The 21,468-nt window shown below is 72.3% G+C and carries 18 protein-coding genes; 12 read left to right on the forward strand and 6 right to left on the reverse strand.

The genetic code is table 11. The features are described 5' to 3' along the window. The first annotated feature begins 54 nt into the window (after positions 1-54). Entirely contained in the window at positions 55-1,428 is a 1,374-nt protein-coding gene (locus ACKUU6_RS19895; protein WP_407989911.1) for a DUF6350 family protein, read from the forward strand. A 24-nt stretch (positions 1,429-1,452) separates the two neighbouring features. On the opposite strand, the gene ACKUU6_RS19900 is transcribed toward ACKUU6_RS19895, so the two are convergent. Next, entirely contained in the window at positions 1,453-2,193 is a 741-nt protein-coding gene (locus tag ACKUU6_RS19900) for a hypothetical protein (RefSeq protein WP_407989912.1), read from the reverse strand. 435 nt (positions 2,194-2,628) lie between these two features. Between ACKUU6_RS19900 and purN the strand changes: the two genes are divergently transcribed. Together purN and purH are read left to right on the forward strand one after the other, a co-directional pair. Beyond that, a complete protein-coding gene (gene purN / locus ACKUU6_RS19905; RefSeq protein ID WP_407992174.1) occupies positions 2,629-3,231 on the forward strand; it encodes a phosphoribosylglycinamide formyltransferase in 603 nt (200 codons plus the stop codon). Beyond that, the gene (gene purH, locus ACKUU6_RS19910) at positions 3,228-4,832 is read left to right on the forward strand and encodes a bifunctional phosphoribosylaminoimidazolecarboxamide formyltransferase/IMP cyclohydrolase (RefSeq protein ID WP_407989913.1); all 1,605 of its coding nucleotides are present in this window, start codon (positions 3,228-3,230) and stop codon (positions 4,830-4,832) included. The genes purN and purH overlap by 4 nt, the downstream gene beginning before the upstream one ends. Positions 4,833-4,893: 61 nt before the next feature. Here purH and ACKUU6_RS19915 read toward each other — a convergent pair whose 3' ends face one another. The 3 genes from ACKUU6_RS19915 to ACKUU6_RS19925 all read right to left on the reverse strand — a co-directional run bounded on the left by ACKUU6_RS19915 (position 4,894) and on the right by ACKUU6_RS19925 (position 6,540). Further along, positions 4,894-5,583, reverse strand: coding sequence for an RDD family protein (locus ACKUU6_RS19915; protein WP_407989914.1), 690 nt, complete (start codon positions 5,581-5,583; stop codon positions 4,894-4,896). Positions 5,584-5,725: 142 nt separating this feature from the next. Next, on the reverse strand, positions 5,726-6,136 hold the full coding sequence (locus ACKUU6_RS19920; RefSeq protein WP_407992175.1) for a DUF2752 domain-containing protein: 411 nt from the start codon (positions 6,134-6,136) through the stop codon (positions 5,726-5,728). After that, positions 6,136-6,540, reverse strand: a complete 405-nt coding sequence (locus tag ACKUU6_RS19925; RefSeq protein ID WP_407989915.1) for a DUF4190 domain-containing protein — start codon at positions 6,538-6,540, stop codon at positions 6,136-6,138. The genes ACKUU6_RS19920 and ACKUU6_RS19925 overlap by 1 nt, the downstream gene beginning before the upstream one ends. Before the next feature lie 208 nt (positions 6,541-6,748). On the opposite strand from ACKUU6_RS19925, the gene ACKUU6_RS19930 reads away from it, so the two are divergent. The 6 genes from ACKUU6_RS19930 (at position 6,749) to ACKUU6_RS19955 (ending at position 11,794) form a co-directional block, all read left to right on the forward strand. Then, positions 6,749-7,606: a bifunctional methylenetetrahydrofolate dehydrogenase/methenyltetrahydrofolate cyclohydrolase gene (locus tag ACKUU6_RS19930; RefSeq protein WP_407989916.1), complete on the forward strand. Its 858-nt coding sequence runs from the start codon at positions 6,749-6,751 to the stop codon at positions 7,604-7,606. A gap of 41 nt (positions 7,607-7,647) precedes the next feature. Beyond that, positions 7,648-8,022 carry a DUF3017 domain-containing protein gene (locus ACKUU6_RS19935; RefSeq protein WP_407989917.1) on the forward strand — a complete coding sequence of 125 codons (375 nt, stop codon included), beginning with the start codon at positions 7,648-7,650 and terminating at the stop codon, positions 8,020-8,022. A 190-nt stretch (positions 8,023-8,212) separates the two neighbouring features. After that, positions 8,213-9,202 carry a malate dehydrogenase gene (locus ACKUU6_RS19940; RefSeq protein WP_407989918.1) on the forward strand — a complete coding sequence of 330 codons (990 nt, stop codon included), beginning with the start codon at positions 8,213-8,215 and terminating at the stop codon, positions 9,200-9,202. Between the two features lie 82 nt (positions 9,203-9,284). Next, positions 9,285-10,166 (forward strand): hemolysin family protein, encoded by an 882-nt coding sequence (locus ACKUU6_RS19945; RefSeq protein ID WP_407989919.1) that lies wholly within the window; start codon positions 9,285-9,287, stop codon positions 10,164-10,166. Between the two features lie 30 nt (positions 10,167-10,196). Next, complete coding sequence (gene trpS / locus ACKUU6_RS19950) at positions 10,197-11,234, forward strand: tryptophan--tRNA ligase (protein ID WP_407989920.1); 1,038 nt, start codon at positions 10,197-10,199, stop codon at positions 11,232-11,234. After that, on the forward strand, positions 11,234-11,794 hold the full coding sequence (locus ACKUU6_RS19955) for a 2'-5' RNA ligase family protein (RefSeq protein WP_407989921.1): 561 nt from the start codon (positions 11,234-11,236) through the stop codon (positions 11,792-11,794). The genes trpS and ACKUU6_RS19955 overlap by 1 nt, the downstream gene beginning before the upstream one ends. A 49-nt stretch (positions 11,795-11,843) precedes the next feature. On the opposite strand, the gene ACKUU6_RS19960 is transcribed toward ACKUU6_RS19955, so the two are convergent. Both ACKUU6_RS19960 and ACKUU6_RS19965 read right to left on the reverse strand, forming a co-directional pair. Beyond that, the gene (locus tag ACKUU6_RS19960; protein ID WP_407989922.1) at positions 11,844-14,342 is read right to left on the reverse strand and encodes a CDP-glycerol glycerophosphotransferase family protein; all 2,499 of its coding nucleotides are present in this window, start codon (positions 14,340-14,342) and stop codon (positions 11,844-11,846) included. Positions 14,343-14,491: 149 nt separating this feature from the next. Beyond that, positions 14,492-18,040 (reverse strand): bifunctional glycosyltransferase/CDP-glycerol:glycerophosphate glycerophosphotransferase, encoded by a 3,549-nt coding sequence (locus ACKUU6_RS19965; protein ID WP_407989923.1) that lies wholly within the window; start codon positions 18,038-18,040, stop codon positions 14,492-14,494. 168 nt (positions 18,041-18,208) lie between these two features. Between ACKUU6_RS19965 and ACKUU6_RS19970 the strand changes: the two genes are divergently transcribed. The 3 genes from ACKUU6_RS19970 (at position 18,209) to ACKUU6_RS19980 (ending at position 21,464) form a co-directional block, all read left to right on the forward strand. Next, the gene (locus tag ACKUU6_RS19970; protein ID WP_407989924.1) at positions 18,209-19,225 is read left to right on the forward strand and encodes a glycosyltransferase family 2 protein; all 1,017 of its coding nucleotides are present in this window, start codon (positions 18,209-18,211) and stop codon (positions 19,223-19,225) included. Between the two features lie 222 nt (positions 19,226-19,447). Then, positions 19,448-20,407 (forward strand): class I SAM-dependent methyltransferase, encoded by a 960-nt coding sequence (locus tag ACKUU6_RS19975; RefSeq protein WP_407989925.1) that lies wholly within the window; start codon positions 19,448-19,450, stop codon positions 20,405-20,407. 121 nt (positions 20,408-20,528) lie between these two features. Continuing rightward, complete coding sequence (locus tag ACKUU6_RS19980) at positions 20,529-21,464, forward strand: YihY/virulence factor BrkB family protein (RefSeq protein ID WP_407989926.1); 936 nt, start codon at positions 20,529-20,531, stop codon at positions 21,462-21,464. Positions 21,465-21,468 lie beyond the last annotated feature (4 nt).

The raw sequence follows: 21,468 nt of genomic DNA on the forward strand, positions 1-21,468 counted from the left end.
GGGACACGGCGGAGCTTCGCCTCTTCACGGGGCATAACGGGTGATCTTGGGACCATGAGCGACATGACTCAGCTGATGGGCCGTCCGATCCTGGGCCTGCCGGGCGAACTGGGAGTCCGCCCCTTCGTCGCCGACCTGCTCACCGGTGTCCGGGCCGCACTGCTCACCCTGGCGGTGCCGGCCGTCCCGGTGCTCGCCCTCTGGGTACTCACCCCCTACGCCGACGACACCGCCACCGGAGCCGGACGGTTGGCCTGCGCGCTCTGGCTGCTCGGCCACGGCGCCCCGCTGACCCGGGGGGCGAGCCAGGCTCCGGTGACGCTGACCCCGCTGCTGCTGACGCTGTTCACCGTGGTGCTGCTGGTCAGGACCGGCCGGCGCCTCGGCGGGCGTGAACGCCTGCACTGGCGCGCGCCGTTGGCGGTGTGCGCCGGGTACCTGGCGGTCGCGCTGGGCGCGGTCGCCGAGTGCTCCGGCGCGGGCGCGCTGCGGGCAGTCCCGCTGCTTGACCTGGCGGCGGTCGCGGTGCTGGTGACCGGTTCGGTCGGGGCGGGTCTCCGCTCGGCGGTAGGCGGCGGACCGGCGCTGCCCGGCTGGGCCCGGCGGCCGGGTTGGGTCCGGCTGCCTGCGTGGGCGCACCTGCCGGACCGGTCGTACGTGCCCGACTGGGCCCGGCCGGTCGGCGGCGGTCCGGTGACGGCCCGGGCGGCCGCCGTCGGCGGGGCCGGCCTGGTGGCGGCGGGCGGGGTGGTGCTGGCCGTGACCGTGCTGCTCGGCCAGGGCGCGGCCGGCCGGTCGGCGGCCGGGTTCGGTGGCGGGCCGGCCGCGATCGGCGGACTGGGCCTGGCCTGCCTGTTGCTGGTGCCCAACGCCGTGCTCTGGGCGGCCTCGTACGCGCTCGGCCCGGGCTTCGCGGTCGGTACCGGGACGGTGGTGGCGCCGACCGGTGCCCGGGTCGGGCCGGTGCCGGACTTCCCGCTGTTCGCACTGCTCCCGGAGACCGGCTCGGCGCCCTGGTGGCCGGTGGCCTGCGTACTGCCGCTGCTGGCCGGGCTGGTCCCGGCGCTGCTGCTCGGCCGGGCGGCGGCGGAGGCCCGCTGGCATCCGGTGGCCACTGCGGTGTCCGCTGCGGGAAGTTCGCTGCTGACCGGGCTCGGCGCGGGCGTCTGCGCCTGGCTGGCGGGCGGCGCGCTGGCCGGCGCCAGGATGGCGGAGCTGGGCCCGGTGCCCTGGCTGATCGCCCCGGTGACGGCGGCCTGGCTGGTCCTGGTCACCGTGCCGGGCGCCCTGCTGGCCCGCTGCTGGGTGGCCCCGCCGCTCTGGTGGACCGACCTGACCGGACGTCAGCTCTGCCGGGTCAGGCGGGCCGCCGAGCAGGGCCTGACCTGGGCGGCGGACCGCCTGCCACCCCGCCGGAGGGACCGCTGAGCGGCGGTCCGCCGGCGTGCGGGGTCAGCGGTTCTGGTTGTACAGGTTGACCAGGAAGTCCGGGGCGAGGTTGTCGCAGCTGTCCCGGGCCTGGGAGGTGAGGGCCTCGCTGACGCAGCTCACGTAGTCCTGGTAGTACAGCGTGACGCCGAGCGAGGCGAGCACGAACAGGATCGTCACACCGCCCGTGACCAGCCCGCCGATCGCGGCCGGAGTCTGCGGCCGGACCGGCTGCGGACCGTGGCCCGGGCCGTGCTGCTGGCCAGGCTGGGCGGTGGCGCCCTCGGCGGAACCAGCAGCTGAACCAGCGGCCGAGGCGGAAGCCGACTTCGACCGGGGCGGACGCAGCGCGCTGATCCCCCAGTACGCGGCCAGCGCACCGAGCAGCAGCGCGACGTACGGGATGCCGAGCACGACGCAGAACAGGCCCCCCATGCCGGCGCTCAGCGCGTACCGCGAGCGGCGCTGGACCGGGTCGTTGGGGTCGAACTTCGGTGCGGCGGGCGGCTGCTGGGGCGACCATCCACCCTGGTAGCCGGGGCTCCAGGGGTGCGGCGGCGGGACCTGCGGGCGGCCGTCCTGCTCCGACGACCCCTCGGCGGGGTCACCCGGGTGACCGGAGCCGTCGGAGCCGCCGGAATCACCGGAACCGCCGGAGGAACCGTTCGGCTGCTGCGGGGCGCGCGGCTGCCAGGGCCGGTCGGGGGCATCCGCCGGCGGCGGCGCGAAGGGGTTGCGCTCGCCGGTGTTGTCGCCGCTGCTCATCGGTCAGCCAATCCTTCGTCGAGTGGTCGGGCCTGCTCAATGATCCCGCAGGGGTGTACGAGATTCACACGGGTATGGCGAACCGGGATCACGTGGCGTTCGGCGGGCCGCTTCCTGGACGGTATGTGGCCCGCGCCTCAACTACGCGCGTAGCGTCGCCATCGGGTTACAGGGGGCCTGCGACCAGCCGTTATCGTGGTGACGGTCAGCAGTTCGGAGCAGCCCCGCCGCCTCCCGACTCGACCTGTCCGCCCCTTGTAGTGGCCCCACCGCCGGTGGACGTACCAGCAAGAGGCACCTCCCGGCCGGAGGCTGGGGGAGCAACGACGTACGGAGAATCGCGCAGTGGCCGCTGCTTCCGCCCAGCCCGCCCGCACCGCCGGTACCGCCCGCAGTCAGGTCTTCCCGCCGCGTACGCCGGGTCCGGCCCGGCTGGTGGTGCTGGTCTCCGGCTCCGGCACCAACCTGCAGGCCCTGATCGACGCCGTCGCCGACCCGGCCTTCGGCGCCGAGATCGTCGCGGTGGGTGCCGACCGGGACGCCATCGCCGGGCTGGACCGGGCCGAGCGGGCCGGGCTGCCGACCTTCGTGCACCGGGTCAAGGACCACGCCGACCGGGCCGCCTGGGACGCCGCGCTGACCGCCGCGGTAGCCGGACACCGGCCCGACCTGGTGGTCACGGCCGGGTTCATGAAGATCCTCGGCCCGGAGTTCGTCGCCGCGTTCGCCGGACGGATCGTCAACACCCACCCCGCCCTGCTGCCCGCCTTCCCCGGCGCGCACGGTGTGGCCGACGCGCTGGCGTACGGGGTGAAGGTGACCGGCTGCACCGTCCACCTGGTGGACGGCGGCGTGGACACCGGGCCGATCATCGCCCAGGGTGTGGTCCCGGTCGAGGAGACCGACCACGCCGACGGCGGGGACGCGCTGCACGAGCGCATCAAGACTGTCGAGCGTCAGTTGCTCGTCGACGTCGTGGGCCGACTGGCTCGCGAGGGTCACCGTATCGAGGACCGAAAGGTATGGATTCCGGCATGAGTGCCAGCTCCACCACGCCCCCCGTCTCGGAGAACATCCGCCCGATCCGCCGCGCGCTGATCAGCGTGTACGACAAGACCGGTCTGGAGGAGCTGGCCCGGGGCCTGCACGCCGCCGGGGTCACCATCGTCTCCACCGGTTCCACGGCCGGCCGGATCGCCGCCGCCGGCGTCCCGGTCACCGAGGTCTCGGAGCTGACCGGCTTCCCGGAGTGCCTGGACGGGCGCGTGAAGACGCTGCACCCCCGCGTGCACGCCGGTGTCCTCGCCGACCTGCGCCTCGACTCGCACCGCGCGCAGCTCGCGGAGCTGGAGATCGAGCCCTTCGACCTGGTGGTGGTGAACCTCTACCCCTTCACCGCCACGGTCGCCTCCGGCGCCACCCCCGACGAGTGCGTCGAGCAGATCGACATCGGCGGTCCTTCGATGGTCCGCGCGGCTGCCAAGAACCACCCCTCGGTCGCCGTCGTGGTCGACCCGGCCCGTTACGCGGACGTGCTGACGGCCGTTCAGGGCGGCGGCTTCGACCTGCTGACCCGCAAGCGGCTGGCCGGCGCGGCCTTCGCGCACACCGCCGCCTACGACGTGGCGGTCGCCTCCTGGTTCGAGGGCTCGGGTTACACCGAGAACACCGAGTCGTTCCCGGCCTTCCTGGGTGCCACCTTCCAGCGCGAGAACGTGCTCCGCTACGGCGAGAACCCGCACCAGCAGGCGGCGCTCTACACCGACACGGCATCGATCGACGGCTCCGTCGCGGGCGGCGGCCTGGCGGGCGCCGAGCAGCTGCACGGCAAGGAGATGTCGTACAACAACTACGTGGACACCGACGCCGCCCGCCGGGCCGCGTACGACCACGCCGAGCCGGCCGTCGCGATCATCAAGCACGCCAACCCGTGCGGCATCGCCACCGGTGCGGACGTCGCCGAGGCGCACCGCAAGGCGCACGCCTGTGACCCGCTCTCCGCGTTCGGCGGTGTGATCGCGGTCAACCGCGCGGTCACCGTCGAGCTGGCCGAGCAGATCGCCGAGATCTTCACCGAGGTGGTGGTCGCCCCGGCGTACGAGGACGGCGCCGTCGAGGTGCTGGCCCGGAAGAAGAACATCCGGGTGCTGCGCGCCCCCGGGGCCCCGGCCAACCGGGTCGAGCTCCGCCCGGTCTCCGGTGGCGCCCTGCTCCAGCAGGTGGACCGGGTCGACGCGGCCGGTGACGACCCGGCGAGCTGGACCCTGGCCACCGGCGACGCGCTCTCCGCCGACGAGCTGGCCGAGCTGGCCTTCGCCTGGCGGGCCTGCCGGGCCGTCAAGTCCAACGCCATCCTGCTCGCCAAGGGCAGCGCCTCGGTCGGCGTCGGCATGGGCCAGGTCAACCGGGTCGACTCGGCGAAGCTCGCGGTCGAGCGGGCCGGCGAGCGGGCCCAGGGCTCGTACGCCGCCTCGGACGCGTTCTTCCCGTTCGCCGACGGTCTCCAGGTGCTGCTCGACGGCGGCGTCAAGGCCGTGGTGCAGCCGGGTGGTTCGGTCCGGGACGACGAGGTGATCGCGGCGGCGAAGGCGGCCGGCGTGACGATGTACCTGACCGGTACGCGGCACTTCTTCCACTGATCCCCGCGTACACGACAGCGGCCCCGCACACCGGAAGGTGTGCGGGGCCGCTGTCGTGCGGTCAGCTGGACTTGACGACCACGGTGCCGACGATCTTGTCCGACAGGGTCTGCTTCTTGGCGTCCCAGAGCGGCCACAGGAAGCCGAGGCAGCAGGCCAGCTCGTCGACGATCTTGCAGAGGTAGCGGACGAAGGCCATGCCGAAGCCGATCGGCTGGCCGTCGGCCTCCCGGACCACCCGGATGTTGACCATCTTGCGGCCGGGGGTCTGGCCGGTCGTGCCGACCTGGTAGAGCAGCCAGAGCAGGCCGGCCACGCCGATCAGCCAGGCGACGCCGACGATGGCCATGCCCGCGCCGGAGATGCCGCCGCCGGTGCAGACCGAGGTGTAGCGGCTGGTGCTGCACACCGGGGCCTCGTAGCCGATCGCGAAGCCGATCCCGTAGAGGATGCCCACCGGGACACCGAGGATCAGCCCGTCGACCAGGGTGGCGGCGACCCGGGAGCCCCAGCTCGCGTAGAAGTTCTGCACCTGGCCGGCGTTGGGGTAGCCGCCCGGCTGGCCGTAGCCCTGCTGCGGCGGGATGCCGTAACCCTGCTGCTGCGGGGGCTGCTGCGGGTAGCCGTAGCCCGGCGCGCCCTGCGGGGCACCCTGCTGCGGGTAGCCGTAACCGGGCTGCGGCTGCTGCGGGGGCTGCGGCGGCTGGTTGTACGGGTTGTTCGGGTTGTTCGGGTCGGGCGGGTAACTCATCAGTGCCTCCGGGCAGGATGGTGAGGTGTGGACGGGACAGGAAGACCCTGGGGCGGACGGGCAGTTGAGTTGCCGACCGGGTGGGACATTAGCGGAACGCGGTGACACCGCGAAGGTCAGTTACCGTCAGAAAGCGTCAGACTCAGGGCAGTACGACGCCGAAGCGGTGCAACTGCCAGAGCCAGGAGATCGTTAAGGCGGTACCGATCAGGACATTCCGGTGGAGGTTGGGGAGTTGCCACCACCAGCGCCCGGGACCGAGCGGCGCGACCAGCAGGCCGAGTCCGGCCACCACCGTCACCGGATTGGCCAGCAGCGCGGCGCCGAACGCGCCGTGGCCGGCCTCGATGAAGACCGTGGTGCTCCCGCAGCCGGGGCAGGGGATGCCGGTGAACCGGCGCAGCGGGCAGAGCGCGCCGGGGTCGTGCACGTCGTGCAGCGCGGCGACCGTCAGCGCGGCCACCGCCGCACCGGCCCCGCGAGCGGCCATCCGCAGCACGCCGCCCAGCGGCGTACCGGCCGTGCTCGTCCAGCGAGCCGTCAACTGCTGCATCACGGCGTGTAGTTCTCGGAGACGGTCGAGTAGAAGACCAGGCCGGCGATGCCGATCAGGATCCCGAGCGTGGAGAGCAGCACCCCGCCGATCGCCTGGGTGCGGCCGACACCGGTCTGCTTGGACTTGCTCAGGCCCGCGATGCCCAGTCCCAGGCCGACCGGGCCGAGCAGTGCGCCGTAGAAGCAGATCAGGATGCTCAGGAAACCCAGCGCCAGCGAGGCGATCGCCAAGCTGTTCTGCGGAGCCTGGGCCACCGGCGGCTGCGGGTAGCCGTATCCGGGCTGCTGGTACCCGGGCTGCGGGTAGGCCGCCTGGTGGTGCTGAGGTGCGGTGTACGGCTGCTGCGGCTGCCCGTACGACCCGTACGGATCGGGCGGCTGCTGCTGGTACGGATTGCTCACTGTGTTCCGGTCCCCCCGAGCTCTGTTCTCCCCCGCGCTGCGCCGACGGGCCGTCACCGGCCGACCGGCGCATGGTCGTCCCGGTCATATCGTGGGTGGGTGCCCCCGGGGCTGTCCAGCGGCGACCGGCACCCGGACGGAACTGTGGCGCAACCGCAACCAGGGTGGCACGTGCCGAGCACCGGAGCCGATCCGGGAGAATGGTGCCATGACTGCCCAGATTCTCGATGGCAAGGCCACCGCTGCCGCGATCAAGTCCGAACTCGCCGTCCGCGTGGCGGCCCTCAAGGAGCGGGGCATCGTCCCCGGCCTCGGTACCGTCCTGGTCGGCGACGACCCGGGCAGCCGGTGGTACGTCAACGGCAAGCACCGGGACTGCGCCGAGGTCGGCATCGCCTCGATCCAGCGCGAGCTGCCCGCCACCGCCACCCAGCAGGAGGTCGAGGACGTCGTCCGCGAGCTCAACGCCGACCCGACCTGCACCGGCTACATCGTCCAGCTCCCGCTGCCCAAGGGCCTGGACCAGAACCCCGTCCTGGAGTTGATGGACCCGGACAAGGACGCCGACGGCCTGCACCCCACCTCGCTCGGCCGGCTCGCGCTCGGCATCGAGGGCCCGCTGCCCTGCACCCCGTACGGCATCGTCGAGCTGCTCCGCCGGCACGACGTCAAGCTGGACGGCGCCGAGGTCGTGGTGGTCGGCCGCGGTGTCACCGTCGGCCGCTCGATCGGCCTGCTGCTGACCCGCCGGTCCGAGAACGCCACCGTGACGCTGTGCCACACCGGCACCCGCGACCTGGCCAAGCACCTGCGGCAGGCCGACATCATCGTGGCCGCCGCGGGCGTCGGGCACCTGATCAAGGCCCAGGACGTCAAGCCCGGCGCGGCCGTGCTCGACGTCGGCGTCAGCCGGGACGGCGAGGGCAAGATCCAGGGAGACGTGGAGCCCGCAGTCGCCGAGGTGGCCGGCTGGATCTCCCCGAACCCGGGCGGCGTGGGTCCGATGACCCGCGCGATGCTGCTCAACAACATCGTGGTGGCGGCCGAGCGCCGCGCAGGGGCCTGACGCCGATGACGGTCAAGGCGGGCCGGTCACGGCGACGGCCGGTGAAGACCACCGGCACGCTGCCGCCGGAGGGTTCGGCGGCGGCGACGGACGGCAGTCACCCGCTGCCGGTCCGGCAGTGGCCGATAACGATGGTGCTGGGCCTGGTCGCGGCCGGGCTGGGCATCACCTGCTTCGGTGACTTCAAGTACGGCCTGCTGACCGTCGGCGGGGCGGTGCTGATCGGGGCGGTGCTCCGGCTGGTGCTGCCCGAGGTCGGCATGCTGGCGGTGCGCAGCCGCTTCACCGACGTCACCGTGCTGACCTTCCTCGGCGGGGCGATCGTGCTGCTCACCCTGATCGCCCAGCCCGACCCGTGGCTGCGGCTCTCCGTCCTGGACAACATCGGTCAGGTCATCGGCCGCCAGCGGCACTGACCCGTCCGCACGGCCCCCGTCCGGGTGCGGGCGGGGGCCGTTGTGACGTATCAGCCAGTGCCGTGGCCACCCCCGGCGGCGGGCTTGCGATAACCTGACGCCGGATCTCTCGACGTCGAGAGATCGTCCTCGGCTCCAGCGCGTCGGGCGCGCGTGGGGCGTGGCTGGCGATCGCTGGAGTAGACAGAAAATGACTCGCACCCCCGTCAACGTCACCGTCACCGGCGCGGCCGGCCAGATCGGCTACGCGCTGCTGTTCCGTATCGCCTCCGGCCACCTGCTCGGCGCGGACGTGCCGGTGAACCTGCGCCTCCTGGAGATCCCGCAGGGTCTCAAGGCCGCCGAGGGCACCGCGATGGAGCTGGACGACTGCGCCTTCCCGCTGCTCCGCGACATCACCATCACCGACAGCCCCGCCACCGCCTTCGACGGCGCCAACGTGGCCCTGCTGGTCGGTGCCCGTCCGCGCACCGCGGGCATGGAGCGCGGCGACCTGCTGCAGGCCAACGGCGGCATCTTCGGCCCGCAGGGCAAGGCCATCAACGACCACGCCGCGGACGACATCAAGGTCCTGGTGGTCGGCAACCCGGCCAACACCAACGCCCTGATCGCCCAGCGCAACGCCCCCGACGTGCCGGCCGAGCGCTTCACCGCGATGACCCGCCTGGACCACAACCGCGCGGTCGCCCAGCTCGCCAAGAAGCTCGGCGTCACCGTCAACGACATCCAGCGGCTCACCATCTGGGGCAACCACTCGGCCACCCAGTACCCGGACATCTTCCACGCGCTGGTCAACGGCAAGAACGCCGCCGAGGCCGTCAACGACGAGAAGTGGCTCGCCGAGACCTTCATCCCGACCGTCGCCAAGCGCGGCGCGGCCATCATCGAGGCCCGTGGCGCATCCTCGGCCGCCTCGGCCGCGAACGCCGCCATCGACCACGTGTACACCTGGGTGAACGGCACCGCCGAGGGCGACTGGACCTCGATGGGCATCGTCTCCGACGGCTCGTACGGCGTCGAGGAGGGCATCATCTCCTCCTTCCCGGTCACCACCAAGGACGGCAAGTTCGAGATCGTCCAGGGCCTGGAGGTCTCCGACTTCTCCCGCGCCCGGATCGACGCCTCGGTCGCCGAGCTGGTCGAGGAGCGCGACGCGGTCAAGGAGCTCGGCCTCATCTGAGTCCGACTCCGACCCCGGCTCACCCGAACGGCCGGGTCGCCCCGAGAGGGGCGGCCCGGCCGTCGCCGTACACTGACCCCCCGTGACCCTCGTCCTGCTCCTGCTGCTGACCGCCGTCGCGGCCGAACTGCTCCGCCCGCTGAGCCGCCTGCTCGGCTACGCCCAGGGGCTGCGCGAGGAGCCCGCGATCAGCTCGGAGGAGCTCCGGGGCCTGGTCGCCGCCAACACCGAACTGGGGCACGACGAGCGCGAGCTGATCGCCGACGTGTTCTCGGCGGGGGAGCGCCAGCTGCGCGAGGTGATGGTCCCCAGGACCGAGGTCACCTTCCTGGACGCCGACCGCCCGCTGGCCGAGGTCCGCACCGAGACCAGCCGCTCGCCGCACTCCCGTTACCCCGTGGTGGAGGGCTCGTACGACTCGGTGGCCGGCTTCGTGCACGTCCGCGACCTGTACGGGGCGCGCGGCGAACACGCCCTGCGGGTCCGCGAGCTGACCCGTCCGGTCAAACTGCTGCCGGCCACCAAGCGGGTGCTGGCGGCGATGGGCGAGATGCGCAGGGAGGGCCACCACCTGGCAATCGTGGTGGACGAGTACGGCGGCACCGCGGGCATCGTCACCCTGGAGGACCTGGTCGAGGAGGTGATCGGCGAGATCAGGGACGAGTACGACGCCCTGGACACCACCGCGACCCGACGGCTGGCCGGCGGCGGGATGGAGCTCGACGGACTGCTCAACCTGGCCGACTTCGCCGAGGAGACCGGCGTCACCCTCCCGGAGGGCCCGTACGAGACGGTGGCCGGGTACCTGGTCAGCGAGCTGGGCAAGCTGCCCAGCACCGGGGACCAGGTGGCCACCGGGGACGGCCTGCGGCTCGCGGTGGCCAAGTTGGACGGCCGGCGGATCGAACGCATCCGGGTGAGTGCGGTCACACTGTCGGATCCTCCAGGGGCTGAGGTTTCCTGAGCGGTCGGGGAAGCTGGAACAATGGCGCGCATGGTCAACGCAGCGATCACCGGTCCGGCCCAGGACCGTCCCCGGGTCCTCTCCGGCATCCAGCCCACCTCGGGCTCCTTCCACCTCGGCAACTACCTCGGCGCGGTGCGCCAGTGGGTGGACCTGCAGGAGGCCAACGACGCCTTCTACATGGTGGTCGACCTGCACGCGATCACCGTCGAGCAGGACCCGGCCACCCTGCGGCAGAACACCCGGGTCTCGACCGCCCAGCTGCTCGGCGCGGGTCTCGACCCGGAGCGCTGCACCCTCTTCGTCCAGTCGCACGTGCCCGAGCACGCCCAGCTCGCCTGGGTGATGAACTGCCTCACCGGCTTCGGCGAGGCCGCCCGGATGACCCAGTTCAAGGACAAGTCGGCCAAGCAGGGCAACGACCGGACCTCGGTCGGCCTGTTCACCTACCCGATCCTGCAGATCGCCGACATCCTGCTCTACCAGGCCGACGCCGTCCCGGTCGGCGAGGACCAGCGCCAGCACCTGGAGCTCACCCGCGACCTCGCGGAGCGCTTCAACACCCGCTACGCGCCCACCTTCACCGTGCCGAAGCCGTACATCCTCAAGGAGACGGCCAAGATCCTGGACCTTCAGGACCCGACCGCCAAGATGAGCAAGTCGGCCTCCTCGCCCAAGGGCCTGGTGAACCTGCTGGACGAGCCGAAGGTCAGCGCGAAGAAGTTCAAGAGCGCCGTCACCGACACCGACACGGTGGTCTCCTACGACGAGGAGAAGAAGCCCGGCGTCTCCAACCTGCTGCGCATCCACTCCGCGCTCAGCGGGCAGTCGATCGAGCAGCTGGTCGAGCACTTCGAGGGCAAGCAGTACGGCGCCCTGAAGACCGAGCTGGCCGAGCTGTTCACCGACTGGGTCGGCCCGTTCCAGCAGCGCACCCAGGGCTACCTGGACGACCCGGCGGAGCTGGACCGGGTGCTCGGCCTCGGCGCGGAGAAGGCCCGCTCGGTCGCCTCCGAGACGCTGGCCACCGTGTACGACCGCATCGGCTTCCTGACTCCCAAGCGCTGATGTCGACCGCCGTGTCCGCCCCCGTCGGTGACGGCCTCCCCGAGGCCGTCACCATCGGCGTGTCCATACACGTCCCGGAGCCGTACGGCTCCGCGATCCAGGACGCCAGGGCGGGGCACGGCGACCCGCTCGCCCGCTCCATACCGACCCACGTCACCCTGCTGCCGCCGACCGAGATCCCGGTCGGCCGGCTGGCCGAGGTGGAGACCCACCTGCGCGCGGTGGCGGCCGGGCACGCTCCGTTCCCGATGCTGCTGCAGGGCAGCGGCACCTTCCGGCCGGTCTCGCCGGTGGTGTTCGTCCGGGTGGAGGAGGGTGCCCAGGAGTGCCGGGCGCTGGAGGCGGCCGTCCGCTCGGGCCCGCTGGCGCGCGAGCTGGCCTTTCCGTACCACCCGCACGTCACGGTGGCGCACGGCCTCTCCGAGGCGGCGCTGGACCGCGCGCACCGGGAGGCCCGCAGCTTCCACGCGACCTTCCCGGTGCCCGGCTTCGTGCTCTCCCGGTTCGGCGCGGACGAGGTTTGGCGGCCGTGGCGCAGCTACGCCTTCGGCGCGGCCTGAGCCGACCGGCCCTGGGCGCGGCTGGCCGGGACCTGATCGGCCGGTTGGCTCAGCCGCCGAGTTCGAGCAGGCGGTCCACCACCCGGGCGGCGGCCCGGCCGTCGTCCAGGTGGCAGTGGGTGGCGCGGAACCTCCGGTAGGCGCTCGCGTACCGGTCGACCAGCGTGGTGCCGGTGGTCAACGAGCGCAGGGCGTCGACCAGTTCGGCAGAGTCCGCCAACAGCGGCCCCGGCGCCTCGCGTTCGAAGTCGAAGTAGAAGCCGCGCAGGGCGTCCCGGTAGTGCTCCAGGTCGTAGGTGAAGAACAGGATCGGCCGTCCGGTGATGGCGAAGTCGAACATGATCGAGGAGTAGTCGGTCACCAACACGTCGGCGGCCAGGAGGAGTTCCTGGACGTCGGGGTAGTCGCCGACGTCCAGCACGAAGCCGTCGCCCGCGCGCGGCAGCGGCTCGGCCACGTGGGCGTGCGGGCGGACCAGTAGCACGTGGTCCGCGCCGAGTGCGGTCCGGGCGGCGGCCAGGTCGAGGCGCAGACCGAGCCGGTAGCCGTCGCCGTTGGCCCGCTGCTGGTCCTCCCGCCAGGTGGGGGCGTAGAGTACGATCCGTTTGCCGTCCGGGACGCCCAGTCGGCGGCGGACGGCCGAGGCGTCCGCCGAGCGGGCCAGCAGGTCGTTCCTGGGGTAGCCGGACTCCAGGATCTCGCCGGTGTAGCGGAACGCCCGGCGCAGGATCGGGGTGGCGAAGGCGCTGGGGGAGAGCAGCAGGCTCCACTGCGGGACCTCGCGGTCCAGCGCGGCCAGGTAACCGGCCCTGGCCAGCAGGGGGTTGGCCACGTCGTGGGCGATCCGCTTCAACAGTGAGCCGTGCCAGGTCTGCAGCACCACCTGGCCGGGCCGCCGTTCGAGGAACTCCGGCAGGTGGGTGTTGCCGACCAGGTAGCGCGAGGTGGCCAGCGCCTCGTACCACTCGGGGCTGTGACTGCGGATCGGCCGAACCCCGGCGGGGACCACGGCCTGGGCGTCGTCCACCACCCAGAGGTGTTCCAACGGGGCTGCCCGCCGGGCCAGTTCGGCGTGGATCGCACGGGGCGAGTCGGCGTAGCCACGGCCGCCGAAGACGTCGTACAGCACGGCGGGGCGGAGCGGCCTGCGCCGGGCGGCGGGGTAGTCGACGGTGCGCAATTTCCGCTGGGTGTAGCGGCTGCGCTCGGCGGGGGCCAGCACGGGCGTGGAGTCAAGGATCAGGGTGTTGTGCCAGCGGCTCTGCAGGACGGCCTGCTTGGCGCCCCCGGCGACCACGCCGGCGGTGACGCCCAGCTTCACCGCGCACGGGAGTTGGGCCAGTGCCCGTCGGCTGAGCAGCAACGGCTGTTCGGCCTCGGGTCGGCCGGCCGGGCGCAGCCGCAGCTCCCAGACGCCGCGCCGGAGCGGATGCCGGCTGAGGTCGGCGGCGGTGGCGGCAACGGGCAGGGTCAGCTCGGCCGGTGCGGCGCGCTCGACCGGGTGGCGGATCTCCCGGGTGCCGTTGCCGTGCCTGAGCACCAGTTCCAACGGGCCGCCGCCGGGCAGGACGGTGTGCGCGGTGAGCCGGAAGCCGTCCTGCCCCGGGGTGATCCGGTCGACCAGTACGGCGCCGGGCTGAGCGCAGAACTCCGGGTAGCCGTCGGCGAGTTGACGTACCAGCAGGGCGCCGCCCGCAGGCCGGGCGAGCACCATGCCACCGGGCCAGGGGCGCTCGTCGAGCACGGGCCGTTCGGTGGAGCCGTCGGGTCGGAGCAGTTCGCCGTGCCAGAGCGCGGTGGCCGCTCCGGCGGTGTCGAACGCCTCGAACGGCAGCAGGACGGTGAAGTCCCGGCCGGTGGCGGCGACCGGGTACAGGCTCTCGGCGTCGGTCCGACGGTGCGACAGTCTGAATACCGTGCCGGGCGGCAAGTCGTGCGCCCAGCCGGTGAGTTCGAGGCCGTCGTCCGCCGGGCGCAGGCCGGTGAGTCGGCTCCACACCCGGTGCACCTTGATCCGCAGGCGCTGGTCGGTGAAGTGCAGCAGCACCCGGACGTTCTGCTCCACCCAGTGCGCGGGCGGGTACTCGCCCGAACCGCACCAGTGCGGCCGGAGCGGGCCGTGTTCGCGCCGTACGCCGGTCAGCCGCAGGGTGCGCAGCAGTCCGGCCCTGACCTCCCACTCGGCGTCCGGCCAGGCGCCGTCGGCGCGTAGCCGTTCGGGGTCGACCGTGACGGTGAAAGCGGCCCAGTCGTGGTTGTGCTCGCTCTGCGCACTGTCCTCGGTGACCTCGGGCAGCCGGAGCGGCCGGGTGCGGAACCGGAGCGGCCGGTGTCCCGGTCTGGCGAGTTCCAGCACGGTGAACGAGCTCCGGACCCTGCCGCTGCCCCGGTCGATCCGGCGGGCGAAGCCGGTCAGCTCCAACCGTCCGCCGGTCCACCGGGCGGAGCGCAGCCCGAGCGCGAGGGCGGCGGGCGGTGCGGCGGCGGGGCCGACGGCCGTCGGCGCCCCCGCCCGGGGGGAGGGCAGGATGGGGCGGGAGCGGGTCATGGACATCGTGAGCGCCATGACATACCCGGCGGGTCCGTTGGTCAACCCACGTGCTGCGGAAAGCTCCGAGGACGACCCGATCGGGGACAGCGCGATCGAACCGGCGTCCGGGAGGTTCGGACGCCGGTTCGACCCTCAGCCCGTGGGAGTCAGCCCAGGAGGGCGTCGACCACCCGGGCCGAGGCCTGGCCGTCGTCCAGGTCGCAGTACTTCTCCCGGAACGCCGCGTACGCGTCGGCGTGCTCGGCGGCCACCGCGTCGACCCGGCCGAGCGCTTCGACCAGCTCCTCCGAGGTCGCCAGCAGCGGCCCGGGCGCGTCCGCCTCGAAGTCCAGGCTGAATCCGCGCAGGTTGTCCCGGTAGTGCTCCAGGTCGTACGTGAAGAACAGGATCGGCTTGCCGGTGTTGGCGAAGTCGAACGTGGCCGAGGAGTAGTCCGTCACCAGCACGTCCGCGACCAGCAGCAGATCGGCCATGTCGGGGTACGTGCCGACGTCCCAGACGTAGCCGTTGCCCGCGCTCGGGACCTGACCGCACATCAGCTCGTGGGCCCGGACCAGCAGGACCTGGTCCTCGCCGAGCGCGGCCTCGGCAGCCGCCAGGTCGATCCGCAGGTCGAGCTGGTAGCCGCCCTGCGGCCGGCGCCGGTCCTCCCGGAAGGTCGGCGCGTACAGCACCACCTTCTTGCCCTCGGGCAGGCCGAGCCGCTCGCGGACCTGCTCGGCCGTCTTCTCCCGGTCGGCGGCGAACAGCACGTCGTTGCGCGGGTAGCCGGACTCCAGGATCCGGCCCTGGTACTTGAAGGCCCGCCGCAGCACCCCGGTGGAGAAGGTGTTGCCGGAGACCAGCAGGCTCCACTGGGCGACCTCGTGGTCGAGCAGCTTGAGGTACTCCGAGTCGGTGAACCAGACCTTCTCGAAGTCGTGGCCGATCCGCTTCAACGGGGTGCCGTGCCAGGTCTGCAGGACCACCTGACCGGGCCGGCGGACGAAGAAGTCGGGCAGGTGGGCGCTGGTCACCACGTACTTGGCGGTGGCCAGGTGCTCGTACCACTCCGGGCTCCACTGCCGGACCGGCTCGGCGCTCTGCGGCAGGTCGGCCTGCATGTCGTCGTTGGTCCAGACGTGCCGCAGCCGGGTGCCCCGGCGGACCAGCTCCTCGTGCACGGCCCGCGGCGAGCCGGCGTACTGGCCGCCCAGCGCGACGTTGTAGAGCACCGTGTCGGTGAGCGGCGCGCGCTGCGCCTCGGCGAAACCGTTGCGGAGCCGGCGCTGGCGGTAGCCGCTGCGCTCCTCCGGCAGCAGGTCGGCGTGCGACTCCAGCGAGAGGCTGTCGTAGGTGCGGCGCTCCAGCGCCACCCGGCGGCCGCGGGCCTGGATCTCCAGCGGCAGTTCGTCGTGACTGCTGGAGGCCAGCAGCGCGTTCGGCCAGAGTCTGCCGGGCTCGGCGCCGACCGGGCGGAACTCCACGTCCCAGGTGCCCCGGTGCAGCGGGACCTGCCCGGCGAACGAGGCGGTCGGCACGGCGGGCAGCGCGGCGCGGAACCGGCCGTCGGTGATCTCGACCGGGTAGCGGTGCTCCTCCTCCCGCCAGTTGTGCCGGATCACCAGCTCGTAGTGGTGGCTGCCGGGCAGCGGGAAGCTGCCGCTGAGCAGGAAGCCCTCGGTGTCCTTGGCCCGGACGATGTCGTCCACCACCGGCTGCAGCACCTGGTCGGTGAACTGCAGGTACCCGCTCGGCGAGGGCTTGGAGAACAGCGCCCGGGTGTTGTCCAGGATCGGCACGTTGATCTGCTCGGGGGCCCGGCGGTCGTCTATCACCACCGGCAACGCGGTGCCGTCGGCGAGCAGCAGCTCGGTGGCCCAGCGGTCCCGCAGCCGCTCCTCGGCGGCCGGGTCCAGTGCGTCCCAGGCCTCCCGGACGGCGGTCAGCTCGGCGATCGGGAAGGTCCCGCCGAACGGCACCACCCGGCCGACCGGGGTGCCCAGCTCCACCGGGTAGAGCAGCTCGCGGTCCGACTCGGCGTGCACCAGCCGCAGCCGCGCCCCGGCCAGGTCGCTGCCGGAGCCGACCTGCCCGGTCAGGGTGATCTCGCCGCCCCGCTCACTGACCGTCAGGGCCCGCGCCCGGACCCGTTCGACCCGCAGGTAGACGTGGTTGTCCTTGAGCCACGGCACGATCCGGACGTCGTCCTCGACCCACTGCACCGGCGGGTACTCGGCGGTGTCGCTCCAGCCACCGGAGATCCGGCCCTTGTAGACGCCGCCCTTGCCGATGCCGGCGATCAGCACCCGCCAGGAGCCGTCCCGCCACTCGCCCCGGTGCTTGAGCCGCTTGGGGTCGATGACGGCGGAGAAGCCGGCCCAGTCGCAGTTGTAGAGGTCGTGCGGCGAGGAGGCGGTGGCCTCCGGGCTGTACATGGCCTTGGTCTGCACGGCCAGCACCCGGCGGCCCTTGGCCTCCCGCAGCACCAGCACCTTGACCATGTCGTGCCGGTTCTCGGCGCCGAGGTGCTCGGGGAAGGCGTGCCCGGTGATCCGGAGCTTGCCGTCCTCCCAGGCGGAGTCGTACAGACGGCTGCGCATCACCAGCGCGTTGTCCAGCCGCAGCACGTCGGCGGGCACGCTCTTGCGGCCGCCGCGCAGGAACGGGTAGTCGGCGTACGGGCGGAGCAGGCCGCGGGCCGGGGCGGCGCCGTTGCTGTCCTTCTCGAACTCCATCTGGTCGACGAACTCGGACATCCGGTTCTGCAGCGTCAGGTGGTACTTGAGCCGCAGCGGCGCGCGCAGCTTCCGGACCTGCTCGGGGCCGATCGCCCGGAGCAGCCGGCTGACGTTCACCTGGTAGGCCTCCCGGTAGTCCTGGTCGCCCTCGAGGACGGACCAGAAGAACATCGGGATCTCCTCGACGAGGTTGTTCTCGTCGTAGGAGCGCAGGTACTCCTTGAACTCCGGCTCGGGCCGGTCCAGCAGCCACGCCCGGACCAGCTCCATCGACTTGACCCGGTCGATCAGGCCCTTGGGGTTGGTGCGCATCTGAGTGATCGACATCTCGCCGACCTCGCGCTCGCGCCAGTGGTAGATCGGCTCGGAGAGCACGTCCACGCTCTTCGCCAGGTAGTGGTGCGGCACGCTGACCGGGGCGTCCTCGTACAGGATGCCCTCGGGGTACAGCACGCCGGCCGCGTCGAAGAACGAGCGGCGGTAGACCTTGTTCCACGCCGTCCGGTCGGTGACCAGGCTGGGCAGCTCGGTGATGTGGGTCTGCAACCTGGTCTCGGCGAACGGCTTGCGGTGCCCGCCGGACTGGTAGTACCCGACCGCCCGGAAGCGCAGCACGTTGCCGGTGACGAAGTCCGAGCCGGTCTCCTCGAGCGTGCTGATCATCAGCTCGTACGCGCTGGGCGGCAGGGTGTCGTCACTGTCGACGAAGTTGAGGAACTCCGAGTCCGGCGCGATGTGCCGGTACCCGGTGTTGCGGGCCGCACCGAGGCCCTTGTTCTCCTGCCTGACCAGGCGGAAACGCGGGTCCTTGGCGGCATAGGCCTCGGCGATCGCCGCGCTGCCGTCCTTGGAGCCGTCGTCGACCATCACACACTCAAGGTCACCGAACGTCTGGGCGGCGATGGAGTCCAGGCACTCCTCGAGATAGCGCTCGACGTTGTAGATCGGGACGACGACGGAGAGACGGGGGGCCATCGGCTGCGCGGGCCTTTCATCGGGGACGTGCGACCAGCTCTGTTCGGACGCTGTGGACCGGGCGCGGGTCTGCCGTCATGCTACCGTCCGGCGCGGGCGTCCCCGTGGACCCGGGCGGGGGGTGACGGTGCCGGCCGGATCGGTCCCGGCCCCTAGAATGACGGGCAAATGCCCCGTTTCAGTGTGATCGTCCCCGTCCACCAGGTCGAGGAGTACCTGGCCGAGTGCCTCGACTCGGTGCTCTCCCAGTCCTGTCCCGACTTCGAACTGATCGCGGTCGACGACCGGTCACCCGACGGCTGTGGCGCCCTGCTGGACCATGCCGCCCGCCGCGACGAGCGGATCCGGGTGCTGCACCTGGCCACCAACGTCGGCCTCGGCCGGGCCAGGAACGCCGGCCTGGAGGTCGCCACCGGCGACTACGTGATCTTCCTGGACAGCGACGACACGCTGACCCCCGGCCTGCTCCAGGCCGTCGAGGACCGGCTCGGGTCCACCGCCGACCCGGATCTGCTGGTCTATGACTACGCCCGCACCTACTGGGACGGCCGGGTGGTCCGCTCGAACTCCGCCCCGGTCTTCGCCCGCCCCGGCCCCGAGGTCTTCGACCTGGACCTGCGCCCCGACCTGCTCGACCTGCTGATGGTGGTCTGGAACAAGGCCTACCGCCGGGACTTCCTCACCGAACAGGGTCTGACCTTCCCGGCCGGGTACTACGAGGACACCCCCTGGACCTTCCCGGCCCTGCTGGCCGCCGGGCGGATCACCGTGCTGGACCGGGTCGGTGTGCACTACCGCCAGCGGCGCGAGGGCGGCAACATCCTCGCCACGGCGACCCGTAGGCACTTCGATGTCTTCGACCAGTACGACCGGGTCTTCGCCTTCCTGGACAGCCGCCCCGACCTGGACCGCTGGCGCCCGGTGGTCTACGGCCGGATGCTGCACCACCTCGACACGGTGGTCTCCAAGCCTGGCCGGGTCCCGCCGGGCGACCGCCGGGAGTACTTCCGCCGGGCCGCCGAACACTGCGCCCGGCTGCGCCCGGCCGACCACCGACCGGCCCCGGGCCTCGTGAGCCTGCGCCCCCAACTGCTCAGCCACGGAAGGTATCTGACGTACCAGACGGTCCGCGCGCTGGCTCGCGGCCGGACCGCGGCTGCCCGGCTGGTCCCCCGGATCCGCTAGCCGGGCGAGGCCCTGCAACACGATTCTCTCCGACTCTGTCGGACGGGTTGACCGGTGGCACGGTCTCGGCATACTGGTGCCACCCGGTCGCCGACCGGGAGGCACCGGTCAACCGTCAGGATCGAAACTCACCCGGTCCGCATGGTCACCCGGACGGCGCCGAGTCGTTGCTCCGGTTGGGCCGCCCGTGGCGGTCGGCCGTGCAGCTGTGAGGAGTACCCGATGACCGGAAGCACCGCGACCAGCGAGACGTCCCGAATCGTCGAACCTGCGGTCCTCGGCGACGTTCCCGGCTGGTTCTGGGATCTGGACCGGCACGCCTTCGAGTGGCTCCTGGATCGTCAGGAGAGGGCCGGGGTCACCGGTGACCTGATGGAGCTCGGCGCGTACCTCGGGCGCAGCGCGATCGTGATGGGCCGTCACCTCCGGGAGGGCGAGAAGTTCACCGTCTGCGACCTGTTCGACTCGGACGCCCCGGACGAGGAGAACTCGGCCGAGATGACGATGTCCTACCGCAAGACGCTCACCCGGGAGGCGTTCGAGGTCAACTACCTCGCTTTCCACGACCGGTTGCCCGAGCTGATCCAGGCCCCCACCTCGGTGCTGGCCGACGGCCGGATCCCGGCGGGCAGCTGCCGGTTCGTCCACGTGGACGCCTCGCACCTGTACGAGCACGTGGCCGGCGACATCCAGGTCGCCCGGGCCGCGCTGGCCGAGGACGGCGTGCTGGTTCTGGACGACTACCGCGCCGCGCACACCCCGGGCGTGGCCGCCGCGACCTGGGAGGCGGTGTTCAATCTCGGGCTGCGGCCGATCCTGCTGACCGAGTGCAAGTTCTACGGCACCTGGGGCGACCCGACGGCCGCCCAGGAGGCCCTGCTGGCCGCGTCCGGGGGCGCGTCCGGTGTCTGGGTGGTGACGGACACCATCGCCGGCCGGCGGGTGCTGCGGCTGGACGGCCAGCCCGACCGGAGTCCCGAGTTCCCGGTCTCCCGGCATCACGACCGGCTCACCCGGGAGGCCGCCTCCCGGAAGGGAAGCGAGGCCACCGGGGACCTGGCGGACCGCCGGGCCAAGGCCGCCGCCGCCCGGCGCCCGGTCGCGGTGGCCAAGCGGATGGCCGTCGACCTGCTCCCGCCGGTCGTCACCGCGGCCGTCCGCCGGGCCCGCCGGGCGAAGTGAGCCGCCGTCGGTCGGAGCTTCCGCCAAGTGAGTCGCCGTCAGCCGGAGCGTTGACCCCTTGGGTCGTGCTCCGGCGGGTATACAGGGACCCGACGTTGCGGATCCGAACGGCGGAGTGACCGTGGAATTCCTGACCAGACTCCCGGTGATCGGGCCGATCGCCGCCCGGGTACTGCGCAGCCGCCCCTGGCTGGTGTACGCCCACTTCACCGAGATGCAGGGCAACCGGCTGGCCGGGGCGGTCACCTTCTTCGCCTTCCTGGCGCTCTTCCCGCTGCTCACGGTGGCGCTGGCGATCGCGGTGGCCACCCTCTCGGACAGCCGGGTGGACCGGCTCCAGCACGACATCGCCGACCAGCTGCCAGGACTCTCCGACTCGCTCGACCTGCCCTCGCTGGTGGCCAACGCCGGCACCGTCGGGCTGATCAGCGGTTTCCTGCTGCTGATCTCCGGGCTCGGCTGGGTGGCGACCATGCGCGGTTCGATCCGGGAGATATGGCGTCTGCCCACCGACGAGGGCAACCCGGTGATCGGCAAGCTCTGGGACTGTGCGGTGCTGGTCGGCCTCGGCCTGGTCTCGGCGGTCTCGCTGGGCGCCTCGGCGATGGCCACCACCCTGGCCCGGCGGGCCGCCGAGTGGCTCGGACTCGACGGCGTGGGTTGGCTGTTGAGCCTGGTCGGGTTCCTGATCGCGGTCGGCGCCGACCTGGTGCTGTTCGCCTACCTGCTCGGCCCGTTCCCCCGGATCACCGAGGAGCAGCAGCGGCGTGCCCTCTTCCAGGCCGCCCTGATCGGTGCGGTCGGCTTCGAGCTGCTCAAGCTGCTGCTCTCCTCCTACCTCGGCTCGGTCGCGGGCAAGAGTCTGTACGGCGCCTTCGGCGTCCCCGTCGCGCTGCTGCTCTGGATCGACTTCGTCGGCCGGCTGCTGCTGTTCTGCGCCTCCTGGACCGCCTTGGCCGATCCGGCCGCGGCCCGCGCCAGGACCAGGGCGCGGGCCGACGCGATGCTGGAGAGCGCGGCGGAACCCGAGGGCGGCTCCTCGCCCGTGGCGCACTGACGCG

Source organism: Kitasatospora sp. CMC57, from assembly GCF_045866025.2.
In the GTDB taxonomy this organism is placed as follows: domain Bacteria; phylum Actinomycetota; class Actinomycetes; order Streptomycetales; family Streptomycetaceae; genus Kitasatospora.